Source organism: Streptococcus infantis, assembly GCF_047464715.1.
Classification (GTDB): Bacteria; Bacillota; Bacilli; order Lactobacillales; family Streptococcaceae; genus Streptococcus; species Streptococcus infantis_S.
The window spans coordinates 905,495-921,434 of record NZ_JASHBJ010000001.1 but is presented as its reverse complement, the minus strand read 5'-3'; the positions used below and the strand labels follow the sequence as shown (position 1 = coordinate 921,434).

Sequence of the window (15,940 nt, the reverse complement as noted above, 5' to 3'; positions counted from 1 at the left end):
ATGAAAAAAATAGTATTTACAGGTGGGGGAACGGTTGGACACGTTACCCTCAACCTTTTGTTAATGCCTAAGTTCATCGAAGATGGCTGGGAAGTCCACTATATTGGTGATAAAAACGGGATTGAGCATCATGAAATCCTCAAGTCGGGTTTAGATGTCACCTTCCATTCGATTGCAACGGGGAAATTACGTCGATATTTCTCATGGCAAAATATGGTTGACGTCTTTAAGGTTGCTTTTGGAATTCTTCAATCGCTCTTTATCATGCTTCGAGTTCGTCCACAAGCCCTCTTTTCTAAGGGTGGATTTGTATCTGTTCCGCCTGTTATCGCAGCGCGAGTATGCAGAGTACCAGTCTTCATCCACGAGTCTGACCTCACCATGGGCTTGGCCAATAAAATTGCCTATAATTTTGCGACTAAGATGTACTCTACTTTTGAGCAAGCATCTAGTCTCACTAAGGTAGAGCACGTTGGAGCCGTGACCAAGGTTTCTGGCCCAGTTATGGAAGAACCTGAAGAAATGGTGGATATCCGAACTTCTTTCAACGACAAGCTACCAACTCTTCTTTTCGTCGGTGGTTCTGCTGGGGCGAGAGTCTTTAACCAACTAGTTACAGACCACAAGGAAGAACTGACTAGTCGCTATAATATCATCAACCTGACAGGAGATGCTAGTTTAAATGAACTAAGTTCAAACCTCTACCGTGTTGACTATGCGACGGAACTCTATCAACCACTCATGAATCTGGCTGATGTGGTCATCACTCGTGGTGGTGCCAATACTATTTTTGAACTTCTTGCTATGGCTAAATTGCACGTCATTGTGCCACTAGGTCGTGAAGCTAGCCGTGGAGATCAGATTGAAAATGCAGCCTATTTTGTGAAGAAAGGCTATGCTGAGGAGTTGCAAGAGAGCGATTTGACTTTGTCAACTTTAGAAGAAAAAGTAAATCAACTCTTGACCAACAAAGAGATTTACCAAAACAAGATGAAGAATTCTCAGGAATTAAAATCTGTGGCAGATTTTTATGAGCTACTAAAAAAAGATTTATCATAAGGAAAATTGATGTCAAAGGATAAAAAGAATCAGGACACTCAAGGCAAGGAATTGTCAGAGTGGCAAAAACGAAATCAAGAATATCTTCAAAAAAAAGCTGAAGAAGAGGCGAAACGTGCCGAAGAAGAAGCTCGTGAAAAAGAAGAACAAGTATCAGAGTCATCTGATAGTACTCAAGAAGTGTCAGAATGGCAAAAACAACACCACGAGTATTTGAGTAAAAAAAAGGAAGAAAAATCTACGAGTTCTGAAGAAGTGGACCAAGAATCCGAAAAATCTGAAGAGAAGGATTCGGATACTAGTGATGAAGCTTCAGTTGAAGAAACTGAAGATAAGAACACGGAGGAAACAAAAACTTCTCAAGAGGAGTCTAAGAACCAAGATAAAGTAGAACCTGAAAAAGGTGAAGCAAAGGTTAAGGAAGATAAAAAGAGGAAAATAAAAAATAAAACCCCAAAACCTCCTATTCCATCTGTCCATATCTGGCGAGCAGTTACAATTCTCGTCCCAAGCTTTTTAATCTTGTTCTTGTCTATTTATCTTCTAACTCCTTTGTCTACTCTGAAACATATTGAGGTTACGGGGACTGTTCAGACAAGTGCAGACCAAGTCAAAGAAGCTTCTGGTATTCAGGATAGTGACTATACGATTAGCTTATTCTTAAATAAAGATAAGCATGCTGAAATGGTTAAATCAGATCGCTGGATCGAATCGGCAAAGATAGTTTATCAGTTCCCGGTTCACTTCACCATTGAAGTGAAGGAATTTGGGATTGTAGCCTACTCTGTTTCTGGTGATAGTTATTATCCAATCTTATCAAGCGGAAGTATTGAATCAACTGCCGTTAGTTCTGACAACTTACCTGAGAAATACATATCTGTTTTGTTTAACGATGAGGAACAGATAAAAACATTGATTTCTCAGCTAAATGAAGTTAGTCCAGAAATTAAGCAAGAGATTGAGAAGATTGAACTTGCACCAAGTAAGGTAACAAGTGACCTTCTAAAGATTACCATGTATGATACAGACGAGATTTTGGTGCCATTATCAGAACTAGGGAAGAAATTACCTTACTATAGTAAGATAAAACCACAGTTGACAGTTCCTAGTGGTATTGACATGGAAGTCGGTATCTATAGCTATAGTCTAGTGGATAAGGCTCTGGATGACGAAAGAGTCAAAGCCAAAGAAGAGGAAAAGAAGAAGCAGGAAGAAGAGAAGAAAAAACAAGCTGAGCAAGGAAATCAAGATCAAACAACACAGACGACTCAAACAACACAGAGTCACTAAGTTTCAGATGATTTGTTCAGTTACTTGTTTTTACTTGACAAGTATTGCTTTAAATAATAGAATAGTAAAAAACCTTTAAAGCAGTCCAGAGAGGCAGCTAAGGTTAGACGGTGAAAGGGTGTAGACTACCCATTTTTCGTGGAACCTTGCTGTAGGCAGGTTCCTTTTTTCATGCTCTCTAGCTCACAAAGGTAAAAGGAGAAAAGTATGCGCGAATCTCGTCCGGTTATTGCTCTTGATTTTCCAAATTTTGAGGCAGTCAAGGAATTTTTAGCCCTATTTCCAGCAGAGGAAAAGCTCTATGTTAAAGTTGGAATGGAGCTCTATTATGCCGAAGGTCCTGAAGTTGTCCGTTATTTGAAAGACTTGGGACACAGTGTCTTTCTGGATCTCAAACTTCATGATATTCCCAATACGGTCAAATCAGCCATGAAGGTTTTGTCTCATCTGGGTGTTGACATGACCAATGTTCATGCCGCAGGTGGTGTAGAGATGATGAAGGCTGCGCGTGAAGGTCTTGGGAAAGAAGCCAAATTGATTGCTGTTACCCAGCTGACTTCAACTTCTGAAGAACAAATGAGAGACTTTCAAAATATTCAAACCAGTCTTCAAGAATCCGTCATTCATTATGCTAAGAAAACCGCTGAAGCGGGATTAGATGGTGTGGTTTGTTCAGCTCAAGAAGTAAAACTCATCAAAGAAGCTACCAGTCCAGAATTTATTTGCCTGACACCAGGTATTCGACCTGCAGGAGCTGCTGTTGGGGACCAAAAACGAGTGATGACACCTGCAGATGCTTATCATATTGGTAGTGACTACATCGTTGTCGGTCGCCCAATCACTCAAGCCACTGATCCAGTAGCAGCTTATCATGCTATCAAGGATGAATGGACACAAGACTGGAAATAAGAATATAGTTTAAAATACAAAGGAGAATCCCATGACACTTGCTAAAGACATTGCTAGCCATCTATTGAAAATTCAAGCCGTTTACCTCAAACCAGAAGAGCCCTTCACTTGGGCATCAGGTATCAAGTCACCAATTTATACGGACAACCGTGTGACGCTTGCATACCCAGAAACTCGAACTTTGATTGAGAATGGTTTTGTAGAAGCCATCAAGGCAGAATTCCCAGAAGTAGAAGTGATTGCAGGAACAGCGACTGCGGGTATCCCACACGGTGCCATCATCGCTGATAAGATGAATCTGCCATTTGCTTATATCCGTAGCAAACCTAAAGATCATGGTGCTGGAAACCAAATCGAAGGTCGTGTAGCTCAAGGACAAAAGATGGTTGTTGTTGAAGACCTTATTTCAACTGGTGGTTCGGTTCTTGAAGCTGTAGCAGCTGCCAAACGCGAAGGAGCAGATGTGCTTGGAGTTGTGGCTATCTTCAGCTATCAATTACCAAAAGCAGATAAGAACTTTGCGGATGCTGGTGTCAAACTGGTGACTCTTTCAAACTACAGCGAGTTGATTCATCTGGCTCAAGAAGAAGGCTATATCACACCAGAAGGACTCGACCTCCTAAAACGATTTAAAGAAGACCAAGAAAATTGGCAAGGATAACTTTTTTAGTGCAATTACTTAACCGATGTTTAACATCGGTTTTTTTAGTTGACAAATGTAGATTTTGAGAGTATACTGATAATTGTAATTGACAAATGTAGATTTTGGAGGTGTGCTGATGCAGATTTCAGATGCAGAATGGCAGGTCATGAAGATTATCTGGATGCAGGGAGAACAGACTAGTACTGATCTCATAAAAGTATTAGAGAAAAGGTTTAGCTGGTCCAAATCCACGATCCAGACACTCTTGGCTCGTTTGGTGGAGAAGGAATGTTTGACTCGGGAAAAACAGGGCAAGTCCTTTATCTATTCAGCCCTGTTGACACAGGAAGATAGCAAGAAGTTACTTGTCCAGGATATCAAAGACAAGGTTTGTTCCCGCAGGATGAAGCAGTTACTTGCTGATTTGATCAAAGAATGTGACTTTACCCTAGTTGACTTGGAAGGCTTGGAAGAAGTGATTGCTGAGAAAAAAGCAAGTGCTGTAACAGAAGTAAAATGTAATTGTATGTAAAGGAGACGCTATGTTAAATCTATTTGTATCTATTATTGTTCTAGGAATGATCGCTTTTATCCTCTTTTGGTTTTTCAAAAAACCGCAAGAAGACGGAAAGAGAGCCCAACAAAAGAATGGCTACCAGGAAATTCGAGTGGAAGTCATGGGAGGCTATACTCCAGGAACCATTATCCTCAAAAAATCGCAACCAGCTCGCATTATTTTTGATCGAAAAGATCCTTCACCTTGCTTGGACCAAATCGTATTTCCAGACTTTGGTGTGCATGCGGATCTGCCTATGGGAGACCAATATGTGGTTGAAATCACTCCTCAAGAAGCCGGAGAATATGGTTTCTCTTGTGGAATGAACATGATGCACGGTAAGATGATTGTAGAATAGGAGAACGATATGACCGAAATTGTGAAGGCAAGTCTTGAAAATGGTGTTCAAAAAATCCGTATCACAGCAGAAAAAGGCTATCATCCAGCCCATATTCAACTACAAAAAGGAATTCCTGCTGAGATTACATTTCATCGTGTGACACCATCAAACTGTTATAAAGAAATTCTCTTCGAAGAAGAAGGAATTCTAGAACCAATCGCTCAAGACGAAGAAAAAGTCATTCGCTTTACTCCTCAAGACTTAGGTGAACATGAATTTTCATGTGGCATGAAGATGCAAAAGGGAACCTACACCGTTGTTGAAAAAACTAAAAAATCTCTCAGTCTGTTACAACGTTTTTGGATTACTAGCATCTTTACTGTGCCTCTTGTGATTCTCATGATTGGGATGTCTACAGGAGGAATTAGTCACCAAGTCATGCGTTGGGGCACCTTTTTAGCCACAACACCCATTATGCTGGTAGCTGGACTTCCTTATATTAGAAGTGCTTGGGCTAGCTTTAAAAAACACAATGCCAATATGGATACCTTGGTAGCCCTAGGAACCTTAGTAGCCTATGTCTATAGTTTATTTGCTCTTTTTGCAGGCCTACCAGTATATTTTGAGAGTGCTGCATTTATCCTCTTCTTCATTCTTTTGGGAGCAGTTTTTGAGGAAAAAATGCGAAAAAATACTTCGCAGGCAGTCGAAAAATTATTAGACCTACAAGCAAAAACAGCAGAGGTTTTGCGTGATGATGTTTATGTTCAAATACCTCTAGAACAAGTCAAAGTTGGGGATCTCATTCGCGTTCGACCAGGTGAAAAAATTGCCGTTGATGGGATTGTGTTAGAAGGTGAAACGAGTATTGATGAATCAATGGTGACTGGGGAAAGTATTCCAGTCGATAAATCAGTTGGAGATGCTGTCATTGGTTCAACCATCAATAATAGTGGTACGATCATCTTTAGAGCTGAAAAAGTTGGTTCTGAGACTATGCTGGCTCAGATTGTGGACTTTGTGAAAAAAGCGCAAACGAGTCGTGCTCCTATTCAAGATTTGACAGACAAGATTTCTGGGATTTTTGTACCAGCAGTTGTCATTTTAGGACTTCTTACTTTTTGGATCTGGTTTGTTTTCCTAGGAGAAAGCTTTGTGACGTCACTTCTCTACGGAGTAGCAGTTTTGATAATTGCCTGCCCTTGTGCACTAGGACTTGCGACACCGACAGCACTCATGGTTGGAACAGGACGAAGTGCCAAGATGGGGATTCTTCTCAAAAATGGTACAGTTCTACAGGAAATCCAAAAAGTCCAAACCATTGTTTTTGATAAGACAGGAACCTTGACCGAAGGGAAGCCAGTAGTGACAGATGTTATTGGTGATGAAAGAGATGTGCTAAGTTTGGCTGCTTCATTGGAAGATGTATCTCAACACCCGCTAGCTCAAGCTATTGTTAATCGTGCATCTGAACTAGGAATCAGTCTTTACCCAGTGGAAAACTTCCAAGCCTTGCATGGAAAAGGTGTGACTGGGATTATTAATGGTAAACAAGTCTTGCTTGGGAATGCCAAACTTTTAGCTGATCTTGACATTCCGAGTGACTATCAAGAACGATTTGATTTGCTTGAGAAAGAAGCAAAAACAGTTGTCTTCCTATCCGTAGATGGTGAACTAAAAGGCTTAATTGCCTTGCAGGATGTCCCTAAGGAAAATGCTCGAGAAGCTATTGCTAAATTGAAAAAACGTGGCCTTAGAACTGTTATGCTTACCGGAGATAATGCTGGAGTAGCGCATGCAATTGCAGAGCAAATTGGAATCGAAGAAGTGATCGCAAATGTCTTGCCAGAGGAAAAGGCACATGAAATTCACAAGCTTCAAAAGAATGGCAAATTGGCCTTTGTTGGAGATGGTATCAATGATGCGCCGGCCCTCAGTGTAGCGGATGTCGGAATTGCCATGGGCTCTGGTACAGATATTGCTATCGAATCAGCAGATCTTGTCCTTACAACCAACAATTTACTAGGATTGGCACGTGCTTTTGATATGAGTAAGAAGACCTTTAATCGTATTCTACTCAATCTTTTCTGGGCTTCTATCTATAACCTCATTGGTATTCCGATTGCAGCAGGAGTCTTTTCTAGTCTTGGTTTGGTACTCAATCCAGAACTTGCAGGATTGGCCATGGCCTTTAGTTCAGTATCTGTTTTAATCAGCTCTCTTATGCTTAATTTTACTAAAGTCGATTAATACTCTTCGAAAATCAAATTCAAACCACGTCAGCTTCACCTTGCCGTACTCAAGTACAGCCTGCGGCTAGCTTCCTAGTTTGCTCTTTGATTTTCATTGAGTATAAAAAGGCGGTCTTAACCGCTTTTTTCTATTCTAAAACAGATTTTCGAAACGTTTTCAAACTGTACTGTAATAGAGAATGAAGTTTTCTGAGCACATTCTTATGAATCTGAAATCAAATGTGATAAATTAGGATTGTAAATTTACTGAATCGTTTTCAAAAAACATATAAAAGCGCTTTTATCTTTTATCAAATTAACTTTAAGGAGAGTTATCATTATGACTCAAGGGAAAATTACTGCATCTGCAGCAATGCTTAACGTATTGAAAACATGGGGCGTAGACACTATCTACGGTATCCCATCAGGAACACTCAGCTCACTCATGGACGCTTTGGCTGAAGACAAAGATATCCGTTTCTTGCAAGTTCGCCACGAAGAAACAGGTGCTCTTGCAGCGGTTATGCAGGCTAAATTTGGCGGATCTATTGGTGTTGCAGTTGGTTCAGGTGGTCCAGGTGCGACTCACTTGATTAACGGTGTTTACGATGCAGCTATGGATAACACTCCATTCCTTGCTATCCTTGGATCACGTCCAGTTAATGAATTGAACATGGATGCCTTCCAAGAATTGAACCAAAACCCAATGTACAACGGTATCGCTGTTTACAACAAACGTGTAGCTTATGCAGAGCAATTACCAAAAGTTATTGACGAAGCTTGCCGTGCTGCAGTTTCTAAAAAAGGTCCAGCCGTTGTTGAAATTCCAGTAAACTTTGGTTTCCAAGAAATTGACGAAAACTCATACTACGGATCAGGTTCATATGAGCGCTCATTCATCGCTCCTGCTTTGAACGAAACTGAAATCGACAAAGCGGTTGAAATCTTGAACAATGCTGAACGTCCAGTTATCTATGCTGGTTTCGGTGGTGTTAAAGCCGGTGAAGTGATTACTGAATTGTCACGTAAAATCAAAGCACCAATCATCACAACTGGTAAAAACTTTGAAGCGTTCGAATGGGACTACGAAGGTTTGACAGGTTCTGCTTACCGTGTTGGTTGGAAACCAGCCAACGAAGTAGTCTTTGAAGCAGACACTGTTCTCTTCCTAGGTTCAAACTTCCCATTTGCTGAAGTTTACGAAGCCTTCAAAAACACTGAAAAATTCATCCAAGTGGATATCGACCCATACAAACTTGGTAAACGTCATGCCCTTGACGCTTCAATCCTTGGAGATGCAGGTCAAGCAGCTAAAGCGATTCTTGACAAAGTAAATCCAGTGGAATCTACTCCATGGTGGCGTGCAAACGTTAAGAATAACCAAAACTGGCGTGATTACATGAACAAACTCGAAGGTAAAACTGAGGGTGAATTGCAATTGTATCAAGTTTACAATGCAATCAACAAACATGCTGATCAAGACGCTATCTATTCAATCGACGTAGGTGACACTACTCAAACATCTACTCGTCACCTTCACATGACACCTAAGAACATGTGGCGTACATCTCCGCTCTTTGCGACAATGGGTATCGCCCTTCCTGGTGGTATCGCTGCTAAGAAAGACAATCCAGATCGCCAAGTATGGAACATCATGGGTGACGGTGCATTCAACATGTGCTACCCAGACGTGATCACAAACGTTCAATACGACCTTCCAGTTATCAACGTTGTCTTCTCAAATGGTAAATATGCCTTCATCAAGGACAAATACGAAGACACAAACAAACACTTGTTTGGTTGTGACTTCCCTAATGCTGACTATGCGAAAATCGCTGAAGCTCAAGGAGCTGTTGGATTTACAGTTGACCGTATCGAAGACATCGACGCAATTGTAGCAGAAGCTGTTAAATTGAACAAAGAAGGTAAAACTGTTGTTATCGATGCTCACATCACTCCACATCGTCCACTTCCAGTAGAAGTACTTGAGTTGGATCCAAAACAACACTCAGAAGAAGCTATTAAAGCCTTCAAGGAAAAATACGAAGCAGAAGAACTCGTACCATTCCGCCTCTTCTTGGAAGAAGAAGGGTTGCAATCATGCGCAATTAAATAATTCCTCTCGTTGAAAATCAAAGATAAATTTATAGACTTCTTTATTAGGTTACTGCCGACGATTCCATCATTGAAACCTTAATTTTCAATGATGGAATCTAGTGCGGAGCCTAGAAAAAGTCCCAAAGGATTTCTCGTAGTTTGATGAGCAAAGAATTGCCATCAAACTTGGTTCCGCCTTGTTTATTCTTTGATTTTCTTAGAGCAGAACTTGAAAAGATCGGAGCAATCCGGTCTTTTTCTTTTATGTCTTTTCTGTTAAAATAGATTCATTAGGATATTTTAAGGAGAAAAAATATGCCAACAAGTTTCTTTCTATTATTTGGCTTAATGAGTTTAGGCTTTGCTGCCTTCACCTATTTCATGTTCGACTTTTTTATCTTCAGTAATTACAGAAATGCCAAGAGATGCACCGAAAGAACGGAAGGAGTTATTATCCGATATTCCTATGCTCTTTATAATGGAATTAGCCTGCCAGTTGTCGAGTACACTGTTGATGGGAACCAATACAAGGTTTTAGGACCGAAATTTCTATATGCGATTTCAAATACAATCAGTACTCCCTTGGGTTCGATCGTATCTGATGTCAAAATGGATAATTTTGAAGATGGGGAAATTCCTCAGGTTTTAAGATACAAGATTTATAGGAACAGTTTCATCTCTTTAACAAAATCACCTTTAATGGAACGATTTCCAATTGGAGGAAAGGTAACTGTTTATTATGATCCTAAAAAACCAAAACATTCCTACGTAGAAAGACCGCTAAAACCAGGTCGTTATGCATGGTTGACTAAATGTTTAGCTTATTTCCTTGTTTTTCTGATGGTTGCTCTAGCTTTCTTTATCGTGTTCATTCTTCCAAATCTTGTCAATTAAGTCTTTCGATATAATAAGAAGTCTATATCGTTACTATTTTTATAAAATCTTCTCCCTACTTTATAAGATAAGAAAAAGAGTTCAATTGGGACTCTTTTTTTGCTATAATGAGGGTGAAAAATTAGACAGGAGATGTAACATGTCAGAACCATTATTTTTAAATTCCGTAATGCAAGAAAAAATCTGGGGTGGTACTAAACTTCGTGATGAGTTTGGCTACGACATTCCAAGCGAAAAGATTGGTGAGTATTGGGCAATATCAGCTCACCCAAATGGTGTTTCTAAGATAGCTAATGGCCGTTTTGAGGGAACAGACCTAGCTACTTTGTATGCAGAACACCGTGAGTTATTTGGCAACCGTCCAGAGCCAGTATTTCCACTCTTGACCAAAATCCTCGATGCCAATGACTGGCTCAGTGTTCAAGTCCACCCAGACGATGCTTATGGACTAGAGCATGAAGGCGAGCTTGGAAAGACAGAGTGCTGGTATATTATCGCAGCAGATGAAGGTTCAGAGATTATTTATGGTCACAATGCCAAGTCAAAAGAAGAACTCCGCCAGCAAATCGAAGATAAAAACTGGGATTCCTTGCTTACCAAAGTCCCGGTTAAGGCTGGAGATTTCTTCTATGTACCAAGTGGGACTATGCACGCCATCGGTGCAGGTATCTTAATCCTTGAAACGCAACAGTCTAGTGATACCACCTACCGAGTTTATGACTTTGACCGTAAGGATGATAATGGCAATTTGCGCGAGCTTCATCTTGAAAAATCTATCGATGTTTTGAACATTGGTGAGCCTGCAAATAGCCGTCCTGTGACTGTTAAAGCAGATGATTTGCGTTCAACTCTTCTTGTATCTAATGATTTTTTTGCAGTTTACAAGTGGGAAATCACAGGAAAAGTTGACTTTGAAAAAACAGCTGACTACAGCTTGTTGAGTGTCTTGGCTGGTCAAGGGAAATTGACTGTAGACGGTAAGGAATATCCTATCCAAAAAGGTAGCCATTTTATCTTGCCAAGTGATGTTGAAGCTTGGACTTTGGAAGGATCAGATTTAGAATTGATTGTAAGCCATCCATAAAAAGAAAGGACCTGAGTTTATTACTCAAGTCCTTTTTTTACATAAATTGCGCGATAAAGACCACGATGATGATAATTGGAATGATGAAACGAAGAAGGAAAAGCCAGACTTGGGGAAATATTTATCTTCAAGGTTTTTAAGAATAAGTCATGGTTTCTAGGAAAGACTATTTTATATAGATAAAGATGAAATTTCAAATAAGCAAAAATAGATGGAGATAGCTCCGTCTATTTACTATTATTTTAGTTGGTAGGACCAGTTGTCTCCTTCTTTGTAGTAAAAGAACTCACTTAGATCTTCTTCAAGAAAAACACGAAGCATATCAGACATATCCTCAGTAGCTAGTTTAAGATGAGATAGATTTTCAAAATTCTCCCACCAGACTTTTCCTTCGTCTGAAGACTGGAGTTCACCAGTAAAGTGTTTTGTCTTGTAAAAAAGTACGACATAGCGAAAATCAGCATCATCATACCAATCTTTGATACCACAGAGTTGGGGTTTGGAAATGGTCAGACCAGTTTCTTCTTTCACTTCACGAATGACGGCATCGACAAAGGATTCACCACGTTCAACATGCCCACCAGGAAAAGTAATGCCAGGCCAGTCAGGATTAACTCGGTCTTGAACTAGAACCTTGTCTCCGTTTTGAATCATACACATATTAACAAATTCGACTGATTCTCTTCTGTTCATAGGCTTCTCCTTCGTATTTCTTAATCATAATGTAGACTTCCTGCCACCCAGCCGGTACAGAGGGCAGAAGTAATGTTAAAGCCACCAGTGTGGGCATTGATATCTAGCACCTCCCCTGCAAAGTGAAGTCCAGGAACCAGTTTGCTTTCCAGAGTTTTAGGATTAATTTCCTTGAGACTAACGCCACCTTTGGTCACAAAGGATTTAGCCAAGGACATCTTACCAGTAACAGGGATTTTAAGGGCCTTGATAGACTGGATAAGTTGGTCGCGTTCTTTTTCAGTTAGCTGTTTGACTTTTTCTGGATAGCCTTGCACAAAGAATTCTGCCAAGCGTTCAGGCAACAAGGCTTTTAAGGCATTTTTTAAGGATTTATCACGATTTTCTTCTAAAAATGCCACCAAGTCGCTCTCAGAAAGTTGAGGCAAGACATCCAAAGAAAGGACTTCACCTCCCTTGACAAAGCTTGACATACGCAGAGCAGCAGGACCAGATAAACCAAAGTGGGTAAAGAGCAGATCATGAGTGATGACATGCTTGCCATAGCTTAGAGTCACATCATCCAGCGAAATTCCCTGCAAGGCCTTATGCGGGAAATCTGTCAATAAAGGACTTTCAGCGGCTTCGAGCTCAGTAATGGTATGCTTAAAATGGCGAGCAATCTCGTGACCAAATCCAGTTGAACCAGTAGAAGGATAGGACTTCCCACCTGTTGTGACAATGAGTTTATCACAAGTGAAAGTTTGGTCTGCTGACTTAAGGACAAACTGATCGTCAATCTTTTTAACAGAAACAATCTCCGTTTGAGTAGCAATTTGCCCACCAAGTTCAGTGACTTTCTTTTCCAGAGCTTCGATTATGGTACGAGATTTATCACTGGCTGGGAAGACACGTCCGTGGTCTTCAACCTTGAGTTTGACGCCATTTTCCGTAAAAAAGTTGATAATATCATGATTATCAAATTGGGAGAAGACGCTGTAAAGAAAGCGCCCATTTCCAGGAATGCCAGCTAGTAGGTCATCTAGAGTTCCGTTATTAGTTACGTTACAGCGCCCCCCACCTGTACCAGCTAATTTTTTCCCAAGTTTCCGATTTTTTTCAATGAGAAGGGTTTTCTGCCCGTAAAAGCTACTGGAAATGGTAGCCATCATACCAGCAGGACCTCCTCCAATGACAATAGTATCAAAATGTTTCATAAGAGTATTGTACCATAAAAAAAAACAAGAGATGATTAGACATCTCTTGTCAGATTTATTAGTTGATTTCGTATCCCATGAGAAGTCCACCTTCTTCTGCATAAAAACTGCAGAGTCCAGAAGTTGGGAGAATTTTAATATTCGCTGCTGGGAATTTTTCACGCAAGAGCTCTGAGAGCTGCTGGCAGAATTTTTCATTACTGCGGTGAGCCATGACGATACGACCACCGGCATAGCCAGCTTTGAGCAACTCTTCATAAGCAGCTTGGAGGGATTTTTTAGCACCACGAGCCTTTTGAAGCAGTTCCAAGGTTCCAGTTTCACTTGCTTCCCCAACCATACGAATATTGAGGAGCCCGACAACTGTACCAATAAGCTTACTTAGGCGACCGTTTTTAACCAGGTTATCAACCTTAGCAAGAACGAACAACAACTTCGTTTTTTCTTGGTAAGTAGTAATAACTTCAACCACCTCTTCAAATGAAAGTCCTTGGTCAATCAAGTCATTGATTTTCTCAACAATTAAGTCAACCTCCCCACCAGCAGACAAACTATCAATAACGTGAATCAGAGTGTCAGGGTGGTCTTCGAGATAAATGTTTTTAGCTAATTGTGCGCTATTGTGGCTACCAGAGAGAGTTCCTGTGATGGTCACTACAAAAATATGTTTGGCACCTTCAAATGCTCGTAAATAATCATCAGGACTAGGGCAAGCTGATTTAGAAGCTTCAGAAGTCGCATACATAGTTTCCATCATCTGATCAATATCCAGATTGGCATCATCGACAAAGACCTGGTCCGCAACTTGAATCGTTAATGGGACACTGACAAATTCAGTATCAAAAGCAGGATTTGCCAGTTGACGATAATCACAACCAGAGTCAGCTACAATCTTCCAAGTCATAGAAATTCTCCATCTTTATCACTTATACATTGACAAAGGTTCTGTCTTTTTTTACAATTATATCATGAAAGCCCTTGAAACAAAAGTAGTACCTCTCTGTTGTCACAAGTAGAAAGAAATTGTTATGTCTGAACGAAAAATATCTGAAAAATCGCTTGAAAACCTTAGAAAATCAAATCAAGAATCTAATTTGCTAACCAGAGAAGCGATTGAAACAGCTCTTTTGCAACTCTTGGAGAAAAAGGAGTTGGCTAAGATTAGCATTTCTGAGTTAGTCAAGCGTGCTGGCGTTTCTCGTGCAGCTTTTTATCGAAACTATGATTCAAAAGAAGAAATTTTAGAAAGTGTCTTTAAACGAAGCGTCCATAATATCATGGAGCAACTAAGCCATTACGATGTCAAGACGGAACTCTATCTAGTTTGGGTTCACCTCTTTAGAGAAGCTAAGAAAGAAGCCAAGGTTATTCAGCTTGCCCTGGACTATCACCTGGAAAAAATCTTTGTTCAAGCTATGCAGGAATTTTTGGAAAAATATTATGGAAAATCAAAGGGTGTTAGCAGTTATATGCATTCTTTTTGGAGTTCTGCTATCGTATCGGTTTTGCTAAAATGGATCAAGGATGGGATGAAGATACCTGCTGAAAAAATTGCAGATTTACGCTTGCCATTTTTCAAAAAATAAGTTAAGAGGAGAAAAACTATGACAGAAAAAAGACTAGCTTGGGATGAGTATTTCGCTGCTCAAGCTCTATTGATTGCCAATCGTTCAACCTGTAAGCGTGCCAAAGTAGGAGCCGTTTTAGTTAAGGATAACAAGGTTGTTTCAACAGGCTATAATGGCTCTGTATCAGGAACAGAACATTGTATTGACCACGATTGTCTGGTGATTGAAGGCCACTGTGTCCGCACTCTTCATGCAGAGGTAAATGCTATTTTACAAGGGGCAGAGCGTGGCGTTCCAAAGGGTTTTACAGCCTACGTTACTCATTTTCCATGCCTTAACTGTACCAAGCAACTGTTGCAGGTGGGATGTGAACGTGTTGTTTATATCAATCAATACCGTATGGATGACTATGCCCAGCATCTTTATCATGAAAAAGGAACGGAGTTGACTCATTTACCACTTGAAACAGTGCAAGCAGCTCTCCAAGAAGCTCACCTGATCTAGAATTTGTAAAAAAATAAATGGTTTAAAAAGCTTTTTAAACCATTTTTTGGTATAATAAGAAGAATAAATTGAAAGAAGGAATTCAGAAAATGGGAAAACTTGAAGTTATTAATCATCCACTGATTCAACACAAATTGTCAATCTTGCGTCGCACTGACACTTCTACAAAAGCTTTTCGTGAGTTAGTTAACGAGATTGCAATGTTGATGGGATATGAAGTACTTCGTGATCTTCCGCTTGAAGACGTTGAAATCGAAACACCTATCACAAAAACAGTTCAAAAACAATTGGCTGGTAAAAAATTGGCAATTGTTCCAATCTTGCGTGCAGGTATTGGTATGGTTGATGGACTATTGAGTTTGGTTCCAGCGGCCAAAGTTGGGCACATTGGTATGTACCGTGATGAAGAAACCCTTCAACCAGTAGAATACTTGGTAAAATTACCTGAAGATATTGACCAACGTCAAATTTTTGTAGTTGATCCTATGCTTGCAACAGGTGGATCAGCGATTTTGGCTGTTGACTCCCTCAAAAAACGTGGAGCTTCAAACATCAAGTTTGTCTGCCTTGTATCAGCTCCAGAAGGTGTGAAGGCACTTCAAGTAGCACACCCTGATGTAGAAATCTTTACAGCAGCTTTGGATGAACGCTTGAACGAACATGGTTACATCGTTCCAGGTCTTGGAGACGCTGGAGACCGCTTGTTCGGAACAAAATAAGATTCTAAAGTGATATTGAGACTACAGCCTAGTCTTAGTTTTGAAAGGAGGTTAAATTTTTGTATCTGTTATTAGGATAGAGCAAAAATTTGACCTTTTTTGACCAAAAATATATAATAATCCTATTAACAAAGAAATTAGAAATCAAAAAAGGAGA

Annotated in this window: 16 protein-coding genes; 13 read left to right on the top strand and 3 right to left on the bottom strand. The window is 40.1% G+C overall.

What is annotated here, in order from left to right; genetic code table 11:
* From QM419_RS04615 to manA, 10 genes are all read left to right on the top strand, one after another.
* Nucleotides 1-1,059, top strand: coding sequence for a UDP-N-acetylglucosamine--N-acetylmuramyl-(pentapeptide) pyrophosphoryl-undecaprenol N-acetylglucosamine transferase (locus QM419_RS04615; protein ID WP_414274876.1), 1,059 nt, complete (start codon nucleotides 1-3; stop codon nucleotides 1,057-1,059).
* Nucleotides 1,060-1,068: 9 nt separating this feature from the next.
* Nucleotides 1,069-2,349, top strand: a complete 1,281-nt coding sequence (locus tag QM419_RS04610; RefSeq protein WP_414278029.1) for an FtsQ-type POTRA domain-containing protein — start codon at nucleotides 1,069-1,071, stop codon at nucleotides 2,347-2,349.
* Nucleotides 2,350-2,556: 207 nt separating this feature from the next.
* Nucleotides 2,557-3,258 carry an orotidine-5'-phosphate decarboxylase gene (pyrF, locus tag QM419_RS04605; protein ID WP_414278028.1) on the top strand — a complete coding sequence of 234 codons (702 nt, stop codon included), beginning with the start codon at nucleotides 2,557-2,559 and terminating at the stop codon, nucleotides 3,256-3,258.
* A gap of 31 nt (nucleotides 3,259-3,289) precedes the next feature.
* Nucleotides 3,290-3,919 (top strand): orotate phosphoribosyltransferase, encoded by a 630-nt coding sequence (pyrE, locus tag QM419_RS04600; RefSeq protein ID WP_214262204.1) that lies wholly within the window; start codon nucleotides 3,290-3,292, stop codon nucleotides 3,917-3,919.
* A gap of 118 nt (nucleotides 3,920-4,037) precedes the next feature.
* Entirely contained in the window at nucleotides 4,038-4,433 is a 396-nt protein-coding gene (locus QM419_RS04595) for a CopY/TcrY family copper transport repressor (RefSeq protein WP_414258345.1), read from the top strand.
* A 10-nt stretch (nucleotides 4,434-4,443) separates the two neighbouring features.
* Entirely contained in the window at nucleotides 4,444-4,815 is a 372-nt protein-coding gene (locus QM419_RS04590) for a cupredoxin domain-containing protein (protein ID WP_414258344.1), read from the top strand.
* 9 nt (nucleotides 4,816-4,824) lie between these two features.
* Complete coding sequence (locus tag QM419_RS04585; protein ID WP_414278027.1) at nucleotides 4,825-7,047, top strand: heavy metal translocating P-type ATPase; 2,223 nt, start codon at nucleotides 4,825-4,827, stop codon at nucleotides 7,045-7,047.
* 321 nt (nucleotides 7,048-7,368) lie between these two features.
* On the top strand, nucleotides 7,369-9,144 hold the full coding sequence (spxB, locus tag QM419_RS04580) for a pyruvate oxidase (RefSeq protein ID WP_414278026.1): 1,776 nt from the start codon (nucleotides 7,369-7,371) through the stop codon (nucleotides 9,142-9,144).
* A gap of 296 nt (nucleotides 9,145-9,440) precedes the next feature.
* Nucleotides 9,441-10,019: a DUF3592 domain-containing protein gene (locus tag QM419_RS04575; RefSeq protein ID WP_414278025.1), complete on the top strand. Its 579-nt coding sequence runs from the start codon at nucleotides 9,441-9,443 to the stop codon at nucleotides 10,017-10,019.
* Nucleotides 10,020-10,158: 139 nt separating this feature from the next.
* Nucleotides 10,159-11,103, top strand: coding sequence for a mannose-6-phosphate isomerase, class I (manA, locus tag QM419_RS04570; RefSeq protein ID WP_414278024.1), 945 nt, complete (start codon nucleotides 10,159-10,161; stop codon nucleotides 11,101-11,103).
* Between the two features lie 237 nt (nucleotides 11,104-11,340).
* On the opposite strand, the gene QM419_RS04565 is transcribed toward manA, so the two are convergent.
* The 3 genes from QM419_RS04565 to QM419_RS04555 are packed head-to-tail and all read right to left on the bottom strand — an operon-like array spanning nucleotide 11,341 to nucleotide 13,896.
* Nucleotides 11,341-11,796, bottom strand: a complete 456-nt coding sequence (locus QM419_RS04565; RefSeq protein WP_414278023.1) for an 8-oxo-dGTP diphosphatase — start codon at nucleotides 11,794-11,796, stop codon at nucleotides 11,341-11,343.
* Nucleotides 11,797-11,816: 20 nt separating this feature from the next.
* The gene (locus QM419_RS04560; RefSeq protein ID WP_414278022.1) at nucleotides 11,817-12,992 is read right to left on the bottom strand and encodes an NAD(P)/FAD-dependent oxidoreductase; all 1,176 of its coding nucleotides are present in this window, start codon (nucleotides 12,990-12,992) and stop codon (nucleotides 11,817-11,819) included.
* A gap of 58 nt (nucleotides 12,993-13,050) precedes the next feature.
* A complete protein-coding gene (locus tag QM419_RS04555; protein ID WP_414278021.1) occupies nucleotides 13,051-13,896 on the bottom strand; it encodes a DegV family protein in 846 nt (281 codons plus the stop codon).
* A gap of 124 nt (nucleotides 13,897-14,020) precedes the next feature.
* Here QM419_RS04555 and QM419_RS04550 point away from each other — a divergent pair, with 124 nt between their 5' ends.
* From QM419_RS04550 to upp, 3 genes are all read left to right on the top strand, one after another.
* Nucleotides 14,021-14,578: a TetR/AcrR family transcriptional regulator gene (locus QM419_RS04550; protein ID WP_414253420.1), complete on the top strand. Its 558-nt coding sequence runs from the start codon at nucleotides 14,021-14,023 to the stop codon at nucleotides 14,576-14,578.
* Nucleotides 14,579-14,596: 18 nt separating this feature from the next.
* Entirely contained in the window at nucleotides 14,597-15,064 is a 468-nt protein-coding gene (locus QM419_RS04545; RefSeq protein WP_414253421.1) for a deoxycytidylate deaminase, read from the top strand.
* A gap of 89 nt (nucleotides 15,065-15,153) precedes the next feature.
* Entirely contained in the window at nucleotides 15,154-15,783 is a 630-nt protein-coding gene (upp, locus tag QM419_RS04540; protein WP_414278020.1) for a uracil phosphoribosyltransferase, read from the top strand.
* Nucleotides 15,784-15,940: the final 157 nt, after the last annotated feature.